The sequence below is a fragment of the Hymenobacter sp. B81 genome (genome assembly GCF_044628455.1).
In the GTDB taxonomy this organism is placed as follows: Bacteria; Bacteroidota; Bacteroidia; order Cytophagales; family Hymenobacteraceae; genus Solirubrum.
The window spans coordinates 1,115,828-1,133,611 of record NZ_JBIYZW010000002.1 but is presented as its reverse complement, the minus strand read 5'-3'; the positions used below and the strand labels follow the sequence as shown (position 1 = coordinate 1,133,611).

Genomic DNA, 17,784 nt, shown 5'->3' with positions numbered 1-17,784 from the left:
GTGTTGGCTACCGACTGAATTCGCCTTCAGTGCCTGGGAAGTTCCTGCCTTTGCCGCCGCGTTATGCACCCCGACCGCACAGATTTCACCTTCCTGTTTGCCGCTCAGCCCTTGCCCGCCCTGGCCCTGAGCGCCGACGGGCGCATCCTGGCCGCCTCTGAAGCCCTGCTCACGCTCACCGGCCTGGCTGCCCCTGAGCTGGTGGGCCAGCCGCTGGCCGGGGTGCCGGCCTTGGCGGCCCTGGGTGCGGGCTGGGTTAGCGGCGCCCGCGAAGCCCGGCAAAGCTACCCCGCCGCACCGCCCGCCACCCGGCCCGTGTACTTCCCCGTGCCCGCTGGCTACGCGCCCACCACTCTGCCCTGGTGGCAGCTGCACTGCCGCCTGGCTCCCTCGGGCGAATGGGCGCTGTGCACGGCCCAGCCGGTGCTGGCCGAGGCGGCAGCCTCCCCCCTGGTGTCGCCGCTGGCGCCGCGCCTGGCGCAGCTGCAGTTTCTGCTCGACCAGCTGCCGGGCTACCTCACGGCTTTATCGGGCCCCAACCACGTGCACGCCTACGTGAGCCCCACGCTGGCGCAGCTGCTCGATGGCCGCCCGCGCATGGGCCTGCCGGTGGCCGAGGCCCTGCCCGAGCTGGTGGCCACCGGCCTGCTGCACCGCATCGACGAGGTGTACCGCACCGGGGAGCCGTTCGTCGTCACCGACTTTCCCATGCCCTTTCAGCCGGCGGGCACCGACGGCTCGGCGCGCTATTTCGACCTGTACTACGGGCCGCTGCGCGAGGGCGACGGTCCGCCGGTGGGCGTGCTCATGTACGCGGCCGACGTGACCGAGCGCATGCGCGTGCGCCAGCAGGTGCAGGCCCTCGACGGCGCCGTGCGCCACCGCGACCAGCAGGTGCGCGTGATGACCGAGGCGCTGCCGCTCATCACCTTCAGCAGCGACGCCGACCGCCAGGCCACCTACTTCTCGCCCCAGTGGTACGCCTATACCGGCCAGGCCCGGGCCGAGGCCCTGGGCAAGGGCTACCTGCGTGCCCTGCACCCCGACGACCGTCCCGCCGTGGTGGCCGCTCTGGCCTCGCCCGACGAGTGGGAGCGGGAAGTGCGCTTCCGCCGCCACGACGGGGCCTACCGCCGCCACCTGGTGCGCGTGGTGCCCATCCGCGACGAGGCCGGCCAGTTGCTGCAGTGGTACGGCTCGGCCACCGACGTGCACGCGGCCTGGCTGGTGGACGAGCAGCTGCGGGCCACCGACCGCGAGCTGCAGGAAATTCTGAAGGAAGTGCCCGCCGGCATTGCCACCTTGCTGGGCCCCGAGCTGCGCTACGGCTTCGTCAACGAGCCCATGCGGGCACTGCTGGGCGGCCGCGTGCGCGAGGGCGAGTCGGTAGCCGACGACCTGAGTGCGTTTGCCGGGGATTTGCTGGGCGTGATGCGGCAGGTGTACCACTCGGGCCAGCCCTTCGTGGCCAAGGCCTACCACCTGCTGGTGCCCAACCCCACCGCCCAGGAAGTTAGCCGCCGCTACTTCGACTGTACCCTGCAGCCCCTGCGCGACGCCGACGACCGGGTGCGCGGCCTGCTGGTGTTTGCCGTGGACGTGACCCTGCAGGAGGAAGCCCGCCAGCGCGCCGACCGCCTGGCCGTGGATGCGCGCCGCCAGGATGCCCGCCTGCGCGTGCTCACCGAAACCGCCCCGCAGATAACCTATACCACCGACGCCGCCGGCGTGGTGGAGTACGTAAGCCCGCAGTGGTACCACTTCACCGGCCAGCCGCCCACCGCCGACGTGGGCCTGATGTGGCCCCGGCTCATTCACCCCGATGACCGGCTGCGCATCCAGGCCCAGTCGGCGGCGGCGCGGGCCTCGGGCGTGAGCTGGAGCTACGAGTACCGCCTGCGCCGCTACGACGGCCAGTACCGCTGGCTGCTGAGCCGCGGCGTGCCCGAGTTCGACGTAGCCGGCCAGCCCCTCCACTGGCACGGCGCCATCACCGACGTGCACGACCAGCGCGAGCTGGCCGAAACCCTGCGCCGCGGCGAGGCCGAGCTGCGCTTCCTGGCCGAAAGCATTCCGCAGCTGATCTGGACCGCCAACGCCGCCGGCTTTATCGACTACTACAACGAGCGGGCCGCCGAGTACACCGGCCTGGGCGTGGCCGAGCTGGGCCCCACCGGCTGGATTGCCCTGCTCGACCCGGCCGAGCAGCCCGCCGCCTCGCGCCGCTGGCTGCACTGCGTGCGCACCGGCGACAGCTACGACGGCACCTTCCGGCTGCGCCGCTACGACGGCCAGTACCGCTGGCACCTGATTCGGGCCCGCCAGCTGTCTGACGGCCGCGGCGGGCTGCGCTGGTTTGGCTCGTGCACCGACGTGGACGACCAGACCCGCCTGCAACAGGTGCTGCAGGGCCAGTACGAGGAGCTGGCCAGCACCAACCGGGACCTGGACAACTTCGTGTACACGGCCTCGCACGACTTGCGCCAGCCTCTGCACAACCTCACCGGCCTCTTCGACGAGCTGCGCCGCAGCGCCACCTTCCACGACCCCGAGCAGGAAGCCCTCTTGGGCATGGTCGACCAGGCCCTGAGCCAGCTCGACACCACCCTGCACGACCTGACCAGCACCGTGCAGGCCCAGCGCCACGCCGGCGGCACGGCCCCGCTCTCGCTGCAAGGCGTAACCGACGAGGTGCTGCTGGGCCTGCGTCAGCAGCTGGCCGAGGCCCAGGTCAGCACTGACTTTGCCGGCGCGCCTACCCTGGTGTACAGCCGCGCCAACCTGCGCTCGGTGCTGCACAACCTCATCGGCAACGCCCTCAAATACGCCCACCCCGAGCGCCCCGCCCACCTGCGCCTGCGCAGCGAGCTGTCGGCCGCCGGCCACCCCGTGCTGGTGGTAACCGACAACGGCCTGGGCATGCGCCTGCCCAAGGGCCGGCAGGCGGGCTTCCGCCTGTTCGAGCGGCAGCACCCCCACATCGAGGGCACGGGCCTGGGTTTGCACTTGGTGCAGCGCATCGTGAGCAGCCACGGCGGCCACCTGGCCGTGGACAGCACCGTGGGCCAGGGCACCACCTTCACAGTGTACTGGTTTGAGTAGCCACTAGTGACGGCAGAAAAAAAGCCGGACGCAGTGCGCCCGGCTTTCCGCCCCGTTCTGCCGAAAGAGAAAAGTGGGCCTACCCTTTCTTCCCGAAAAAATGGTCTGATGAGTTGCTGCTCCCCTACCCCGCCGTGAGCAGCGGCTCCTGGCGCTCGAAGTCGAACAGGGTGAGGGTGCGCAGCTGGTAGTAGGCCACCCAGCAGGCGCGCAGGGCGGCGATGTAGGCGCGCTTGGCGCGGTCCTTATCCTGCTGGGCGATGTTCAGGTCGGTGAGCGAGAGGCGGCCCACCTGGTAGGTAGCGCGGGTGATGGCGTAGCGGCGCTGGGCCAGCGAGTCGGCGCGGGAAGCCAAAGTCAGCTGCTGCTCCAGGGCGTCGAGCTGGGCTACCTGGCTGAGCACCTGCTGCTCGAAGGTGAGCTGCTCCTGCTCCACGGTGTGCTGCACCTGCTGGCGGCTCAGCTCGGCCGTTTTCACCACGGCCCGAGTCTTGCCCCAGTCGACCAGCGGCATCGAGAAGCCCAGGCGCACCTGCTGCTGGTTGTTGGGGTTCTGGTAGCTGGTGGGCAGGCTTTCGGCGCTGCTGGTGAGGCCAAACGAAGCCGTGAGGCTGGCCTGCAAACCCGTGGTGCCCTTGGCCTGGGCCACGCCGCGGTCGGCCTCGAGCAGGCGGCGCTGGAAGCTCAGCGGCTCGCGCCGGTACTGGCGGGCGTAGCGCAGGGCCTCGTCGGGGTTCACGCGCCGGGCCGCGGTGGCGGCGGGCACGGCCAGCGGCTGGGCCGGGTCCACGCTCAGGCCGGTGTAGCCCTTCAGGGCCAGGGCCGCGTTCTGCTCGTCGACCACGGCCTGTACCTCGGCCTGCCGGGCGTTGAGCAGGTTTTGCTCGAGCAGCAGCAAGTCGTTTTCGGAGATGCGCCCCAGCTTGTCTTTCTCGCGGCCCATGCGCAGCATGTCCTCGCTGACTTCGCGGTTCTGGCGGGCCACGGCGGCGTTTACCTGCTGCTGCAGCACGTCGAAGTACAGCTCCGTTACGCGGCGGGCAATGGTTTCGCGCTCCTCGGCAAACTGCCGCTGCGACTCCTGAAAGCGCAGCGGCTCAATGCGCTTGGCCCAGACGAGGGTGTTGAACTGCCCGATGGGCTGGGTGAGGCCCAGGGAAATTGGGTTGCTGTTGTAGAGCCGCTGGTTGCCCTCGAAGTTGTCGAAGCGCTGCAGGTACGAGCCCACCGTCACGCGTCCGCCGGTCAGGCCGATGTTCTGGCTGACCACCGTGCCCAGGTAGCTGTTGTTGATGCGCACGTAGCGAAAGGCCGTGGTGCCGTCCTGCTGGGTCACGGGCGTGATGGTGCGGCTGTAATCGGGCAGGGTGCCTTCGAGGCTGAGCTGGGGCTTGTAGTCGGCCCGGAACGAGCGGTACTGCCACAAACTGGTTTCGCGGTTAGTCACCGCCTGCCGCGCCACCGCCGACTGGGCCAGGGTCAGCTCAATGACCTGCGGCAGCGACAGCGCCGCCGGCTGACCCGCCCGCCCGGGGCCGGCGTCCTGGGCCGCGGCCGACAGCGCGGCAATCAGCACCACCAGCATGGTGCCCAAACCCAGCAGCAGGGCAATCAGCAGGGAGTAGAGCAGGTAAGAAACGCGTTTCATGGCTCAGAAAGGCAGTAGATGGGAATTCAGCGCTTGATGGTCAGCTCCTCGGCCTGCTCGTAGCTCTTGGTGTCGCTGAGCACGATTTGCTCGCCCGGCCGCAGTCCGCCGAGCACCTGCACGTAGTCGAAGTTGGACTCGCCGAAGCGCACCGCGCGGCGCACGGCCCGGCCGTCCTGTACCACAAACACCGGCTGCTCGTGGCCGCCCTGGTAGAAGGGGCCGTTTTTCACCCGCAGCACCTCGCGGTGGGCGCGGGTCACCACGAACACGTCGGTGCGCAGGTTGGCCCGCAGCGCGGGGTGGCTGCTTTGCTCGAGCTGGGCGTAGAACGTCACCACCCCCTTATCCACGGCCGGGCTGATGGTGCTCACGGTGCCGCGCAGGTCGGTGCCGTTGAGGCGCACCACCACCACGTCGCCCAGGTGCAGGGAGTCGGCGTAGGTGTCGGCAATGGTGCCGCGCACCCGGAACGAGGAAAGGTCGGCCACGCGGGCAATGACCTGGCCCTGGTTCACGGTCGAGCCGATGTCCTCGTTGACCCAGGTCAGCACCCCGGCCTGCTCGGCGCTGATGTTGGCCTGGCGCAGCTTCTGGGCCAGCTCGGCGATGTTGCGCTCCTGAATCTGCATGGTGTAGCTCAGCTCCCGCTCGTCGGCCACGTTGGTCTGGCGCTGGTTGCGGATCTGGTCGCCGAGGCGGCGCAGTTCCAGCTGGGCAATCTTCAGGTTCAGCTCGGCCTGGCGCACGCTTTCCTGGGTGCCGCTGCCGATTTTGAGCAGGTGCTGCTCGTCGCGCAGCGCCGACTGCAGGCTGCGCACCTTTTCCTGCTGCACCAGTTCCTGGGAGCGGAGGTCGGTGAGGCCGTACTCCAGCTTGAGCTGCAGCTGGGTCGACTTGTTGCGGTTCTGCAGCTGCTCGTCCTGCAGCTTGGCCAGGGCGCTGCCGGTCAGCTCGCGGTCCAGCTCCAGAATGGTCTGCCCCGGCTGCACGCGGGCGCCAGCCGCGAGGTTTACCCGCCGGATGGTGCTTTGAATGGGGCTGGTGATGACCGCCTCGCGGGCCGGAATGATGATGCCGGTAGCCGTAATGGCGGCTTCCACGTCGCCGGTTTCCACCGTGGCCAGCAGCAGGCTGTCGGCTTCGATGCTGGGGCGCAGGGCCCCGCGGAAGGCCCACAGCCCGGTGCCCACCAGCAGCAGGGCGGCCACAATCAGCAGCCAGCGTTGCCGACGGCGCCGGGCCTGGGTAGCGGGGGATATAGCTCTGTCCATTTTCGTTCGGATTGGGGTCGGGTTCTACCAAAAGCAGCCAATCCCAATGCCAAACACTTAACTAATTAATAATTAGTAATTTATAATTATTAATTACCCAGACGCGGGGGCAAAAACTGTCCGGTTATGGACAGGGTGTTCGGTTCTGCCGGGGCCGCACCACGCCCCGGTTCAGCTCGTCCTGCTTAACTAGCAACGCCCGATGACGGCCGTTTCGGCCAAACGTCGTACATTAGCAAAAAGCTAAATAAATTAGCAAGCACACCATGACCAATACCCTGCTGATTCAGGACGAAACGGCCACCGGGGCCGTTCTGCACCGCCTGGCGCTGGAGCTGAGCCAGGAAACCATCACCGTGCGCGAGCTGATTGAGCAGCGCGTGCGCCGGGAAGTGGAAGCCTACAACCAGCGCAACGACGACGTATTCAGCGGGCTGGTGCAACCCACCGACTCGGAGCGGGTGCTCAACGGCTACCGGCTGAAAACGCGCCACTCAATCGACGCCGAAAAGCAGCTGTACCGGGCGCTTGAGGCCTTTCAGCAAAACGGCTACTTCATTCTGGTGAACGACCGGCAGGTGGAAAGCCTCGACGAGCAAATCTGGCTAGGGCCTGGGGCTACGGCCAGTTTCGTGAAGCTCACTCCGCTGGTCGGCGGCTGATTCGGTACCTGCGATGAGTGCCTGGTCTGAGCTGTGGCAGCGCGCGCAGGACGCGGCGGCCCGGCTGTTTGCCGACGTTACCTCCCCTTCCCCCATGCCCGCGACCCAGAAACAAGCCCGCCAGTTCGAAAAAGCCCTGACCAGCAGCAGCCCCGAAGCCCGGGAAATGCAGCCGGTGCTCCGCCAGCTGCTCACCGAAATCGAGGAGCGCGACATGAGCTACTACAACCTGAAGCTGCTGGACGTGCCGGCCTACGCCCAGGGCATCCGCGCGCAGGACGCGGCCTACAAGGGCCGCCTGGCCCTGGCCGCTGCCGAGGCCAGCCGTTACTGCCGCAGCAACTACGGGCAGGTAGATTACCAGGTCCGCTACCTGCTCGAAGGCCTGCTGCAGCAGCTGCTGCGCTCTACCCTGGAGTTGAGCCCCGCCGACTGGCAACGGCTGCTACGGAGCTACGGGCTGGAGTTTGACAAGCCGGGCGACATCGGCGACGCGCTGCGCAGCATGCCGGTACTGCTGACGCTGAACCAGCTGGAAAAGCACCTGAAAAAGCACGGCGCCGACGAGCAGCTGGGCCGCTACCTGCACCAGATTCTGGACGCCACCGCCGACCAGAATAGCGGCTACGGCAGCGGGCAGGCCGTCAAGATTCGGCTGAAGCTGCAGGAGCTGCTGGGCACCCAGGACGATACCAGCCTGCCCACCGTGCGCTTTCCCGACGGCGACGCCTTCGGGCGGGCGCTCAACGAATTTGTGGCCGCGCTGCCCATCCAGAACGCCCATACCCGCCCGTGGCTGCAGCTGCTCCAGACCTGGCAGAAAGCCAGCGGCGGCCAGCCCTCGGCCAAGTATATGAAGGAAGTAGACGCCGCCGTGGCCGCCATCGGCCCCGATGCGGTGCGCCGGCAGGCCGCCGAATGGCTGCAGCTGCTGGCCTCGATACCGGTGGAGGAGCGGCAGCACACGCACACCTACAACGACAACCAGACCTACACCTACTCGTCCTGGGACTTTCTGCAGGAACCCAGCCTGAACGTGGGCAAGGCCCTGGCCTGGACCGCGGGGCCGCTGGCCGATACGGCCGTGCTGTTGCACCTGGCCGCCCTCACCGAGAAGTGCTACCGCAAGATTCCGGGCCGCGGCCCCCTGGCCGTGGGCTTGGGCAACGCCTGCCTGCTGGCCCTCTCGCAGGGCGGGCTGCCGGGCGTGGCCCAACTCTCGCGCCTGCGCCCCAAAGTGCGGCAGGCCAACACCCAAGAACTGATCGGCCGCTACATCGAGAAGGGCGCCGAGAAGCTGGGCGTCACGCCGGCCGAAATCGAGGATATGGCCGTGCCCACGGCCGGCCTCACCCACGGCCGCGCCGACTATGACTACGGCGACTACCACGTGGTGCTGCAGCTCGCTGACGGCAAGGCCGAGGTGAGCTGGCACAAGGGCGACAAAACCCTGAAATCGGCCCCGGCGGCGCTCAAGCAAAGCCACGCCGCGGAGCTGAAAGAGCTGAAAGCCGCCCAAACCCAGGCCCAGCAAACCTACACCACCCAGCGCGACCGGCTCGACCGCAGCTTCGTGGAGGGCCGCCGCCTGCCCTACCCCTGGTTTCGGCAGTACTACCTGGAGCACGGCCTCGTGAGCCAGCTGGCCGAGCGGCTGATCTGGCGCTTCTACCTGCCCGACGGCACGCACCAGGACGCGCTCTGGCTCGACGGCCACTGGCACGACGCCCAGGAAAAGCTCATTGCCCCGCCCGCCGACGAGGCCCAGGTGCAGCTCTGGCACCCCGTACTATCGACCACTGACGAGGTGCTGGCCTGGCGGGCGTTGCTGGAGCGTCGGGAGCTGCGCCAGCCGCTCAAGCAGGCCTTCCGCGAGGTATACTTGCTCACGCCGCCCGAGGAGCGCACCCGCACCTACTCCAACCGCATGGCCGCCCACATCCTCAAGCAGCACCAGTTCAACTCCCTGGCCAAGCTGCGCGGCTGGCGCTACTCCCTCATGGGCGCCTACGACAAGGGCTACGAGTCGGACGCGGCCCAGCTGAGTTTGCCGGCCCACGACTTGCGGGCCGAGTTCTGGGTGAGCGAGGTCAACGCCGACGGCGCCTGGAACGACACCGGCATCTGGCACTACGTCAGCACCGACCAGCTGCGCTTCACCCGCCTGGCCGGCGACGAAGCCCTGCCGCTGACCGACGTTGCGCCGCTGGTTTTCTCGGAAGTGATGCGCGACGTGGATTTGTTCGTGGGCGTGGCCTCGGTGGGCAACGACCCGCTCTGGCGCGACGGCGGCGGGCTGGTGCAGTACCGCAACTACTGGGAAAGCTACAGCTTCGGCGAGCTGAGCGAAGTGGCCAAAAACCGCAAGCTGGCCCTGCAGCGCCTGGTGCCGCGGCTGCGCATTGCCAAAGTCAGCGAAATCCAGGACCGGTTCCTCGTCGTGCGGGGCAAGCTGCGCACCTACAAGATTCACCTGGGCTCGGGCAACATCCTGATGGAGCCCAACGACCAGTACCTGTGCATCGTGCCCGACCGCAGCCCTCGGCAGGCCGCCGCTACCGACGTGTTCCTGCCCTTCGAGGGCGACGCCATCCTGAGCATCATCCTCAGCAAAGCCCTGCTGCTGGCCGACGACGATAAAATCACCGACGAGACGATTACGCGGCAAATTGTTGGGTGACAATAGGTAACACGTGACACGTGACAAGTTGTTTGTCGTTCTGAGCAACGCGCAGGACCTTCCTCAGCCCCTGCACTGCCGCTACCAACCAAGAACCTACGCTACGCTGCTGGAACGACAAAAGCGCAGCCACCGACGCCCTGGCATTGGTGGCTGCGCTTTTTAGTTGTGCGTAGCGCAAGGAAGGTTCTTTGCTTGGGCTCAGGATGACAAACAACTTGTCACGTGTTACCTGTCACGTGTCACTCTTCACCTGTCGCCCAAAACTACTTGCGCGTGCCGGCCTCGGCGATGCGCGTGGGCGTGTCTTGGCCGCTGACGATGCTCTGGGAGCTGCGGGCAATGGCCTCAATCACGGCCGTCATGTTTTTCAGGTCGAGGCTTTCGATTTCGTCGTCGACCGAGTGGTAAAGCTTGTCGGTGGGAATGGGCGCGGTGCTGATGCTGTGGGCGGGCACGCCCTGCCGGGCCAGGGTGGCGTTGTCGGAGCGGTAAAACAGCTGCTGCTCGGGGTAGGGGTCGGGCTCGAACTTGAACTCGGTGCCCTGCAGGTTGCGCTGCAGAATGGGGCCGAAGTCCGACTTATCGAAGCCCGTGATGAAGGCCGACTTGGGCCCGAACTTCGACACCTTGCCGATCATTTCGATGTTGAACATGGCCATAACTTTGGCCGGGTCCATCTGCTGGGAGAAGTGCCGGGAGCCGAAGCCGCCGATTTCCTCGGCCGTAAACGCCACGAACACCAGGGTGCGGGCGTTTTTCTTGGCTTTCTTGAAGTGCTCGGCCAGGGCCACCACGGCCGTGGTGCCCGAGGCGTCGTCGTCGGCCCCGTTGGCAATGGAGTCGCCGGCCACGGCGGGCAGAATGCCGATGTGGTCGTAGTGGGCCGAGAAGATGACCTGCTCGGCGGCGCGGGCCTTGTCGCGGCCGGGCAGCACGCCCACCACGTTGCGGATTTCCAGGGGGCGGATAACCGTGGTGCCCGTCACCTGGTAAGGCATCGTTTCCGAGGGGGTGCCGGCCGCCAGCACAATGGCCAGGGTGGTGCCGCCGGGTTTCTCCATCTGAAACTGGCTGCCGTGGCCGAAGTGCTGGGCCATGGGCTTGAACCGCTCGGCGTGGACCGGGTCGAGCAGCACCAGCACGTTTTCCTGGGCGCGCATCAGCGGCCCGATGGCCCGGCGGTAATCGTCCTGCGGCCCTACTACCACTACGCGCGGGGCACCGGCCTGCCCGCTGGTCCAACTCACGCGCTCCTGCCCCGAGAGCAGCACCACGTTTTCGGCGGGTACGGGCGCGCCGTTGAGGCTCACCTGCACGCTGGTGTTCTTGATTTCGTGCACCGGGAAAGCCTGCTCAAACGAGCTCAGCCCCGGCAGCGGCTGCAGCCCGATGCGCTTGAACTCGGCGGCCAGGAACTGCGCCGCTGCCGGTGCGCCGGTGTTCAGCGCCCGGCCGCGCAGCTTGTCGTCGGCCAGCACTTTCTCCACGCGCTCCACGGTGGCGGCCGAAACGTGAATCTTGGCGGGTTTGGCGGGCTTGGCCGCTTGCTGCCCAACGGCCGCTGACGAGGCGGCGCCCATGAGCGCCAGGCCTAGGAGAAATTGTTTCATGCGGCAAAGTAGCACAAGCCACCCGGCGCGCTGCACGACGCGCCGCAAAATTTCACCCGCGGCAGCTGCCGGTTGCCAGGCCCGCCGGCCATAAAAATGCCCGCCCGGCGCAAAGCCAGGCGGGCAGTAAGTAAGCAGTACCACGCAGCCTAGCGGCGGCGCAGGCGCGAGAGGGCGTAGGCCGCGCCGCCGGCCAGCAGCAGGGAGGCACCACCGTCGATGGGTACGGCCGTGGGCTGGCCGGGCTGCGGACCGCCCGAGCCGGGGTTGCCCTGGGCCGCGGCCGTCAGGTGCAGGCCGAACGCGAAAACCACTAAAGCTGCAAAACGAAAGAGGGTTGAGTTTTTCATAAAGTATTAGTGAAGAATGAGTTTTCGGGTGATGGTACCGGCGCGGCGCACCGGCAAGGTGCCTACACCGGCCGCGGCTTTTATAGGCACTGCGGAGCACAGTAGCGCGGCAGTCTGGGCTCCCCGAGTGCAATAATACTAGCTCAATAGTTCAAAAACAGTCAATCATCCGATTTAATTGCAATCGGTGCTGGCTATTGTCTAGCCAGGCTTCGGGGTGGCCCCCCGGGCCGGGTTTGGCCCCGCTAGCGTTTCTGCACCACGCAGTACACCAGCTTCTGGGGCTGGAAGGTTTTGTTGGTCCCACCGCCGAAGTCGGGCACGCCCATTTTTTCCTCGTAGCGCAGCAGCGTAAACCGCTTATCCTGCTCAAACAGCGCCCGCACCGCGCCCGCCTCGCAGCCGAAATCGGGGCGTTGCATGGCTTGGCCGGCTTCGCGGTGAAAGAACTCGAATACCAGCAGTCCGCCCGGCTTCAGGGCCTGCTTGATGCCGGCCAGTACCTCGGGATGGTCCTCGAAGACAGCCTTCGTAGACGTAGACCACCAGGTTGTAGCGGTTGGTGCCGAAGTCGAAGGTTTCCATGGCCGCCACCCGCGCATCGAGCGGCAGCTTTTCGCGCCGCGCCTGCTCCCGGGCCGCGGCCACGGCTTCGTCGGCCACGTCGATGCCCGTTACCTGCCAGCCCTGCCGGGCCAGAAACAAGCTATTGCGCCCCTGGCCCATGCCCACGTCCAGGGCCTTGCCGGGCGGCTGGCCTTTCACCGTGGCTACCAGCAGGGCGTTGGGCCGCCGGTTGAACTTGTAGGCCGTGTCGTGCACCAGGCTGCGGTTCCAGCGCAGCCGCTCCCGCTCCAGCTGCGGGTCGGGGGCCGAGGTGGCGGGACGGCTCTGCGCGCCGGCTACGCCGCCCTGCAGCAGTAACCAAAGCAAAGGCAGGAGCAGGCGAAGGGTCATGGCTTGGTTGGGGAGTTCTGGTGGCCGCGGCGGGGCAGAAATGTAGCATCTTCCTCAGGCCGCAGCAAGGCGGGTGCCGTTTTGCCTACCCGTCTCGAGCCGGCAGCCGTACATTGCCCCGTTCGCTTTATTCATTTTGCCCATGACTGCCGCCTCCCTCGCCGACCTCTACCGCCCTTCGCTGACTTTGCTCACCGACCTTTACCAGCTCACCATGGCCTACGGCTACTGGCGCAAGGGCTTGCAGGACCGGCCGGCCGTGTTTCACTTGTACTTTCGCCGGCCGCCGTTCGGGGGCGGCTACGCCGTGGCCGCGGGCCTGGCCGACGCCGTGACCTGGCTCGAGCAGCTGCGCTTCACCGCCGACGACCTGGCGTACCTAGGCAGTTTGCGCAGCCGCAACAGCGGGCGCCTCTTCGATGCGGGCTTCCTGGAATACCTGCGCGAGCTGCGCTTCAGCTGCGACGTGGACGCCATTGCCGAGGGCACCGCCGTGTTTGCCAACGAGCCGCTGATTCGGGTGCAGGGGCCGCTGCTGCAGGCCCAGCTGGTAGAAACGGCCCTGCTTACCCTGGTCAACTTCCAGACGCTGGTGGCCACCAAAGCCGCCCGCATCCGCGAGGCCGTGGGCCCCACCGACCAGATTCTGGAGTTCGGCCTGCGCCGCGCCCAGGGCTTCGACGGCGGCCTCTCGGCCACGCGCGCGGCCTACCTGGGCGGCATCGACGGCACCAGCAACCTGCTGGCCGGGCAGCGCCTGGGCATTCCGGTGCGCGGCACCCACGCCCACAGCTGGGTTATGGCCTTCGAGAGCGAGCTGTCGGCCTTCGAAGCCTACGCCGACGCCTTCCCCGACGACTCGGTGTTTCTGGTGGATACCTACGACACCCTGGAAGGCGTGCGCAACGCCATCCGGGTGGCGCGGCACCTGCGCGCCACCGGCCACGAGCTGGGCGGCATCCGCCTCGACTCGGGCGATTTGGCCTACCTCAGCATTCAGGCCCGGCAGCTGCTCGACGAGGCCGGCTTCCCGCAGGTGCGCATCGTAGCTAGCAACGACCTCGACGAGCAGCTCGTGACCAGCCTCAAGCTGCAGGGCGCCCGCATCGATACCTGGGGCATCGGCACCAAGCTCGTGACGGCCTACGACCAGCCCGCGCTGGGCGGCGTCTACAAGCTGGCCGCCCTGCAGCGCGCCGATGGCTCGGGCTGGGACTACACCGTGAAAATCTCCGAGCAGCTGGCCAAAACCAGCATCCCCGGGGTGCTGCAGGTGCGCCGCTTTCTGGGCGACGACGGCCGGCCCGTGGCCGACATGCTCTACAACGCGGCCGAGCCCCTGCCCGAGAGCCTGATCATCGTGGACCCGCTCGACCCCACCCGCCGCCGCCCGGTGAAAACCACCCAGTACCGCGAGCTGCTCGAGCCGGTGTTCCGCCAGGGCCGGCGCGTGCTCGATTTGCCTACGCTGGCAGAAAGCCGCGCCAAAGCCCGCCAGGAAGTAGCCAGCCTCGACCCCAGCATCCGCCGCTTCCTGAACCCGCACACCTACCCCGTGGGCCTGGAAAAAAGCCTGCACGACTTCCGCACCCAGCTCATTCTCGACAAGCGCGCCGTGCGGCCGGCGTAGCCGCTCCGGAGCCGTGGTACCGGCATCCGGGCCAGTGCGCGGCGGTTCCGGGTGGTCCACCAGCGCGTCCGGGGCCGTCGATAGTAGTTCCGGGTGGCTGGCTGCCGCGTCCGGATACGTGCGCGGCGGCTCCGGGCCCGTGCGCACGGCTTCCGGGTGGTCGACTTCGGCTTCCGGGTCCGTGGCCCGCACTTCCCGCTAGTCAACCGAGCTTCCGGGTGGTCAACCGAATACGATAGCCTTGGCGGGCACTGGCTGGGTTTGAAAACGCCAGCGGCCCGGCAGCAATCCGCCGGGCCGCTGGGGCTGTCCAAAGTTGAATAGGTGGTTATTGGGCAACCGTTTCCACGGGCTGTTCCACCATTGTTTCGGCCGTGGCGGGGGCCACTTCCTTACGCGGCATGCTCAGAATAGCAAAGTCGAGGGTAAACAGCACGAAGGCCGCCGTGAGAAACTGCCGCGAGGCCCCGATTTTGCTTTTCGACAAGAGCAGCATCACCGTCAGCAGCAGCATCAGCACTACGGAGAGCAGCCCCATCATGCCGCCGCCTTCCCAGTGCATCACCTTGAATACCGAGGCAATGGCGCCTACGGCCAGGGTAGCCACCATCAGGTAGTTGATGGCACCGTTGACGCCGGCTTCGTTGTTGTCGCTCACGGTGAAGGCCACGATGGATATCAGCAACAGCGCGAAGCCCGTGAGCATGAGGATATCGGCCCCGGCCCAATAGTTGGCTTTGAAGAAGATGCCGGTGAGGCCAATGAGGAGCGCGGCGGCGTTGAGTAGCGTTTTAATCATGCAACAGGTGGAAAAGGAAGTATGGGTTCCTACTCGTAAGGCTTTTCGGTACCGCCCCGTTTGTGCTGGTTTCTGAGCTCCAGATGCGCCCCGACCAGCTCGCAGTTGTGGCCGGGCGCATCTGGTAAAGCTATCGGCCTGCCCAGGCCTCCGCAATACCCGAAAGCAGGTATTTTCCGGCCGCCCTGTTCCCGGTAAACAGCTCGGGCCCGCGTTGCCGCGGGCCCGAGCCAGTTAACCAGGGCAGTGCGCCCTACACCTCGTAGCGCAGCTCGCCCGCACCCACCTTCAGCGTAATCGTGGGTTCGGGTATGATACGGCCGGCTACCTGAGCGGCGTAGCCCTTGGCGGTCAGCGCGGCGGCCACGGCCTCGGCCTGGTCGGCATCGGTGACCAGCAGCATGCCGTTGCCCATGTTCCAGTACAGGTAGGCGTCGGCGGGGCTGATGCCGCCCAGCTCGGCCAGCTGGCGCATGGCGGGCAGCGGCGCAAACAGGTTGTCCAGCTCGGCCCCTACCCCGCTTTTCAGCACGCGCTTGAAGTTGTCGGCCACGCCGCCGCCGGTGATATGCGCGGCCGCGTGCAGGGGCAGGCCCGCGTCGAGCACGGCCGTGACGCCCGGGGCGAAGATGAGCGAGGGCGCCAGCATCACCTCCCCCCAGGTTTTCGCGTTTTCCGTTGTTGGTTTTTCGTTTTTCGATTCCGCCGTTTCGACTTCCTGGTAAGGCGCGTTGTGCCACTCTTCGCCAAAGGCTTTGGTGAGGATGCGGCGGGCCAGGGAGTAGCCGTTGGAGCGGAACGAGGGCGAGCGGAGCGCCACCACGGCCTGACCGGCGCGCACGTTGGCGCCGCTTAAAGGGCGCGCTAGGCTGGGGTGCAGTACGCCCACGGCGGTAGAGCACCAGTTGAAATTCATGCGGGCGCCGGGATAACCGCCGATGCGGTTGCCCAGCTCGGCAATTTCCCCGCCCGTCACGGCAATCGAGCTGAACTGCGCCGCGTCGTGCAGGCCGCGCATCAGCTCGTCCACTACCTCGTAGTTCAGCGTGTTCACGTCGATGATGTTCGAGAGGTTGGTGGGTACGAAGCCGGCCACCACCAAATCGTCGGCCACCATAGCTATGAGGTCGTAGCCCAGCGTGTCGTAGCGGTCCACGCGCTCGGCCACCTCGATTTTGGTGCCGATGCCGTCGGAGCCGATGCCCAGTCGCTCGGCCCCGAAGCGGATTTCGTTGGAAAAGCCGCCCGCCAGGTCCTGGGCCGGCTCGCCGGGCTTGCCCGCGCGGGTAGCGAAGGTTTTCTGGGCCCAGTGGTAAGCGTTGCGCGAGGCAGCGTTGCCTTCTTCGATGGAGTAGCCGGCGGTTTCTTTGAGGCTGGCGGCGGTAGTCTGGCTCATGGCAAGGGAAAATTCGTCTGTCATCCTGAGCGCAGCGAAGGACCTCTTTCCGTCAGATAGTAACTCTCTGGCGTTGGTCCTTCCTGCGTGGCAAGGTCCTTCGCTCTGCTCAGGATGACAGACGCGAGGCTGGTATTCCAGGCCGGTTCTAGTGCTCCGTGGGAGCCGGGGCCTTGGCGCTGACCGACGTTTCGGTCGGCCGCTCTTCTTTCTTTTCGCGGTGACTGGTGCGCTCTTCCTGGATGTGGCGCAGGTACTTGGTCACGTCGCCAGTGGGGTACTGGCCCGAAAAGCAGGCGAAGCAGCTGCCGCCGTGGCCCTTATCCTCCGAAAACAGGGCCTGCAAATCTTCCAGCGACTGGTAAATCACCTTGTCGGCCTCGATGTAGCGGCAGATTTCCTCCTCGGTGTAGTTGGCCGCAATCAGCTCGGTGCTCATGGCCATATCGATGCCGTAGATGCAGGGCGAGATGATGGGCGGGGCCGAGGAAATAAAGTACACCTCCGTAGCGCCGGCCTCGCGCAGAATGCGCACGATGCGCCGCGAGGTGGTACCCCGCACGATGCTGTCGTCGACCACGGCAATCTTCTTGCCCTCCACAAACTCGCGGATGGGATTCAGCTTCTTCTTCACCACGTCTTCGCGCCCCGCCTGGCTGCTCACGATAAAGGAGCGGCCCATGTGGTTGTTCTTGACTAGTGCCCGGCGGTAGGGCACCCCAATGGCCTCGGCCAGCCCCGAGGCGGCGAAGTAGCCCGATGACGGCACGTCGATGACCATATCCGGCTGAATGCCCGACTCGATGACTTTGCGGGCCAGCATCTTGCCCAGGCGTACCCGCTCGCGGGCCACCAGGCGGCCGTGAATTACGGAGTCTTCGCGGGCGAAGTAGATGTGCTCGAACACGCAGAATGCCTTGGTTTTGGCCGGCAGGTTCTTGAAGTGCACGTTGAAATCCTGGTCGATAAACACCGCCTGGCCGGGGCCGATGTCCTTGATCAGCTCGAAGTCGAGGTAGTCGAAGCAGGTCGATTCGGAAGCGAAGGCGAAAACCGGCCCGTCGGGCGTGTCGCGGCGGCCCATCACCAGGGGCCGGATGCCCAGCGGGTCGTTGAAGGCCAGCAGGCCGTGGCCGGCAATGACGGTGATGGTGGCGTAGGCGCCCTTCACCAGCTCCTGGGTCGTCTCCACCGCATCGAAAATATCCACCACCGACAGGGCGTCCAGGTTTTTCAGGCGCAGCTCCGAGGCGAAGGTGTACATGATCAGCTCCAGGTCATTGCTGGTCTTGGGCAGCACGTGGTACTTCTGGTGCAGGCGCTTGGCGGCCGAGCGGAAGTTGATGACGTTGCCGTTGTGCACCATGGCCAGCCCGAAGGGGTAGCTGGTGGTGAAGGGCTGGGCCAGCTCGGCGTCGCCGGAGCCCTGGGTGGTGTAGCGCACGTGCCCGATGCCGAGGTTGCCGGTCAGCTTTTTCAGGTGCTTGGGCTTGAACACGTCGTTGATCAGCCCGTTGCCCTTGTGCAGGTGGAAGTTGCCGTCGAAGGAGGCAATGCCGGCGGCATCCTGCCCGCGGTGCTGCAGGGCCGTGAGGCCGATGACAATGTCGCCAACGACGTCATCCGGGCCGAAAAAACCAACGATTCCGCACATATCAAGTTGTCAGTTGTCA

At 66.5% G+C, this 17,784-nt stretch carries 13 protein-coding genes; 4 read left to right on the top strand and 9 right to left on the bottom strand.

Features of this window, described 5'->3' with window-relative positions; translation table 11 throughout:
- The first annotated feature begins 63 nt into the window (after positions 1-63).
- On the top strand, positions 64-3,102 hold the full coding sequence (locus ACE191_RS16035) for a PAS domain-containing protein (RefSeq protein WP_400193252.1): 3,039 nt from the start codon (positions 64-66) through the stop codon (positions 3,100-3,102).
- A 124-nt stretch (positions 3,103-3,226) separates the two neighbouring features.
- Here the strand turns inward: ACE191_RS16035 and ACE191_RS16030 are convergent, their stop codons facing one another.
- Positions 3,227-4,750, bottom strand: coding sequence for a TolC family protein (locus ACE191_RS16030; RefSeq protein ID WP_400193251.1), 1,524 nt, complete (start codon positions 4,748-4,750; stop codon positions 3,227-3,229).
- A 26-nt stretch (positions 4,751-4,776) separates the two neighbouring features.
- The gene (locus tag ACE191_RS16025) at positions 4,777-6,024 is read right to left on the bottom strand and encodes an efflux RND transporter periplasmic adaptor subunit (RefSeq protein ID WP_400193250.1); all 1,248 of its coding nucleotides are present in this window, start codon (positions 6,022-6,024) and stop codon (positions 4,777-4,779) included.
- Between the two features lie 266 nt (positions 6,025-6,290).
- Here ACE191_RS16025 and ACE191_RS16020 point away from each other — a divergent pair, with 266 nt between their 5' ends.
- Positions 6,291-6,686, top strand: a complete 396-nt coding sequence (locus ACE191_RS16020; RefSeq protein ID WP_400193249.1) for a hypothetical protein — start codon at positions 6,291-6,293, stop codon at positions 6,684-6,686.
- A gap of 13 nt (positions 6,687-6,699) precedes the next feature.
- A complete protein-coding gene (locus ACE191_RS16015; protein WP_400193248.1) occupies positions 6,700-9,366 on the top strand; it encodes a DUF4132 domain-containing protein in 2,667 nt (888 codons plus the stop codon).
- A 266-nt stretch (positions 9,367-9,632) separates the two neighbouring features.
- Here the strand turns inward: ACE191_RS16015 and ACE191_RS16010 are convergent, their stop codons facing one another.
- The 4 genes from ACE191_RS16010 to ACE191_RS15995 all read right to left on the bottom strand — a co-directional run bounded on the left by ACE191_RS16010 (position 9,633) and on the right by ACE191_RS15995 (position 12,262).
- Positions 9,633-10,979: a M20/M25/M40 family metallo-hydrolase gene (locus tag ACE191_RS16010; RefSeq protein WP_400193247.1), complete on the bottom strand. Its 1,347-nt coding sequence runs from the start codon at positions 10,977-10,979 to the stop codon at positions 9,633-9,635.
- A 149-nt stretch (positions 10,980-11,128) separates the two neighbouring features.
- Positions 11,129-11,329: a PID-CTERM protein-sorting domain-containing protein gene (locus tag ACE191_RS16005; protein WP_400193246.1), complete on the bottom strand. Its 201-nt coding sequence runs from the start codon at positions 11,327-11,329 to the stop codon at positions 11,129-11,131.
- A 245-nt stretch (positions 11,330-11,574) separates the two neighbouring features.
- Positions 11,575-11,751, bottom strand: coding sequence for a hypothetical protein (locus tag ACE191_RS16000; protein WP_400193245.1), 177 nt, complete (start codon positions 11,749-11,751; stop codon positions 11,575-11,577).
- A complete protein-coding gene (locus ACE191_RS15995; RefSeq protein ID WP_400193244.1) occupies positions 11,699-12,262 on the bottom strand; it encodes a class I SAM-dependent methyltransferase in 564 nt (187 codons plus the stop codon). Before ACE191_RS15995 ends, ACE191_RS16000 begins: the two co-directional genes overlap by 53 nt.
- 166 nt (positions 12,263-12,428) lie before the next feature.
- Here ACE191_RS15995 and ACE191_RS15990 point away from each other — a divergent pair, with 166 nt between their 5' ends.
- Positions 12,429-13,916: a nicotinate phosphoribosyltransferase gene (locus tag ACE191_RS15990; protein ID WP_400193243.1), complete on the top strand. Its 1,488-nt coding sequence runs from the start codon at positions 12,429-12,431 to the stop codon at positions 13,914-13,916.
- A gap of 328 nt (positions 13,917-14,244) precedes the next feature.
- Here ACE191_RS15990 and ACE191_RS15985 read toward each other — a convergent pair whose 3' ends face one another.
- The 3 genes from ACE191_RS15985 to purF form a co-directional block, all read right to left on the bottom strand.
- Entirely contained in the window at positions 14,245-14,715 is a 471-nt protein-coding gene (locus ACE191_RS15985) for a hypothetical protein (protein ID WP_400193242.1), read from the bottom strand.
- Positions 14,716-14,968: 253 nt separating this feature from the next.
- Positions 14,969-16,111, bottom strand: a complete 1,143-nt coding sequence (locus tag ACE191_RS15980) for an AIR synthase-related protein (protein WP_400193241.1) — start codon at positions 16,109-16,111, stop codon at positions 14,969-14,971.
- A 148-nt stretch (positions 16,112-16,259) separates the two neighbouring features.
- Positions 16,260-17,765 carry an amidophosphoribosyltransferase gene (gene purF, locus ACE191_RS15975; RefSeq protein WP_400193240.1) on the bottom strand — a complete coding sequence of 502 codons (1,506 nt, stop codon included), beginning with the start codon at positions 17,763-17,765 and terminating at the stop codon, positions 16,260-16,262.
- Between the last annotated feature and the right edge of the window lie 19 nt (positions 17,766-17,784).

What these genes read in the sequence shown, in the direction of transcription:
- ACE191_RS16035 (WP_400193252.1), top strand. Translation starts at nt 64, where the DNA reads ATGCACCCCGACCGCACAGATTTCACCTTCCTGTTTGCCGCTCAGCCC.
- ACE191_RS16030 (WP_400193251.1), bottom strand. Translation starts at nt 4,750, where the DNA reads ATGAAACGCGTTTCTTACCTGCTCTACTCCCTGCTGATTGCCCTGCTG.
- ACE191_RS16025 (WP_400193250.1), bottom strand. Translation starts at nt 6,024, where the DNA reads ATGGACAGAGCTATATCCCCCGCTACCCAGGCCCGGCGCCGTCGGCAA.
- ACE191_RS16020 (WP_400193249.1), top strand. Translation starts at nt 6,291, where the DNA reads ATGACCAATACCCTGCTGATTCAGGACGAAACGGCCACCGGGGCCGTT.
- ACE191_RS16015 (WP_400193248.1), top strand. Translation starts at nt 6,700, where the DNA reads ATGAGTGCCTGGTCTGAGCTGTGGCAGCGCGCGCAGGACGCGGCGGCC.
- ACE191_RS16010 (WP_400193247.1), bottom strand. Translation starts at nt 10,979, where the DNA reads ATGAAACAATTTCTCCTAGGCCTGGCGCTCATGGGCGCCGCCTCGTCA.
- ACE191_RS16005 (WP_400193246.1), bottom strand. Translation starts at nt 11,329, where the DNA reads ATGAAAAACTCAACCCTCTTTCGTTTTGCAGCTTTAGTGGTTTTCGCG.
- ACE191_RS16000 (WP_400193245.1), bottom strand. Translation starts at nt 11,751, where the DNA reads ATGCAACGCCCCGATTTCGGCTGCGAGGCGGGCGCGGTGCGGGCGCTG.
- ACE191_RS15990 (WP_400193243.1), top strand. Translation starts at nt 12,429, where the DNA reads ATGACTGCCGCCTCCCTCGCCGACCTCTACCGCCCTTCGCTGACTTTG.
- ACE191_RS15985 (WP_400193242.1), bottom strand. Translation starts at nt 14,715, where the DNA reads ATGATTAAAACGCTACTCAACGCCGCCGCGCTCCTCATTGGCCTCACC.
- ACE191_RS15980 (WP_400193241.1), bottom strand. Translation starts at nt 16,111, where the DNA reads ATGAGCCAGACTACCGCCGCCAGCCTCAAAGAAACCGCCGGCTACTCC.
- purF (WP_400193240.1), bottom strand. Translation starts at nt 17,765, where the DNA reads ATGTGCGGAATCGTTGGTTTTTTCGGCCCGGATGACGTCGTTGGCGAC.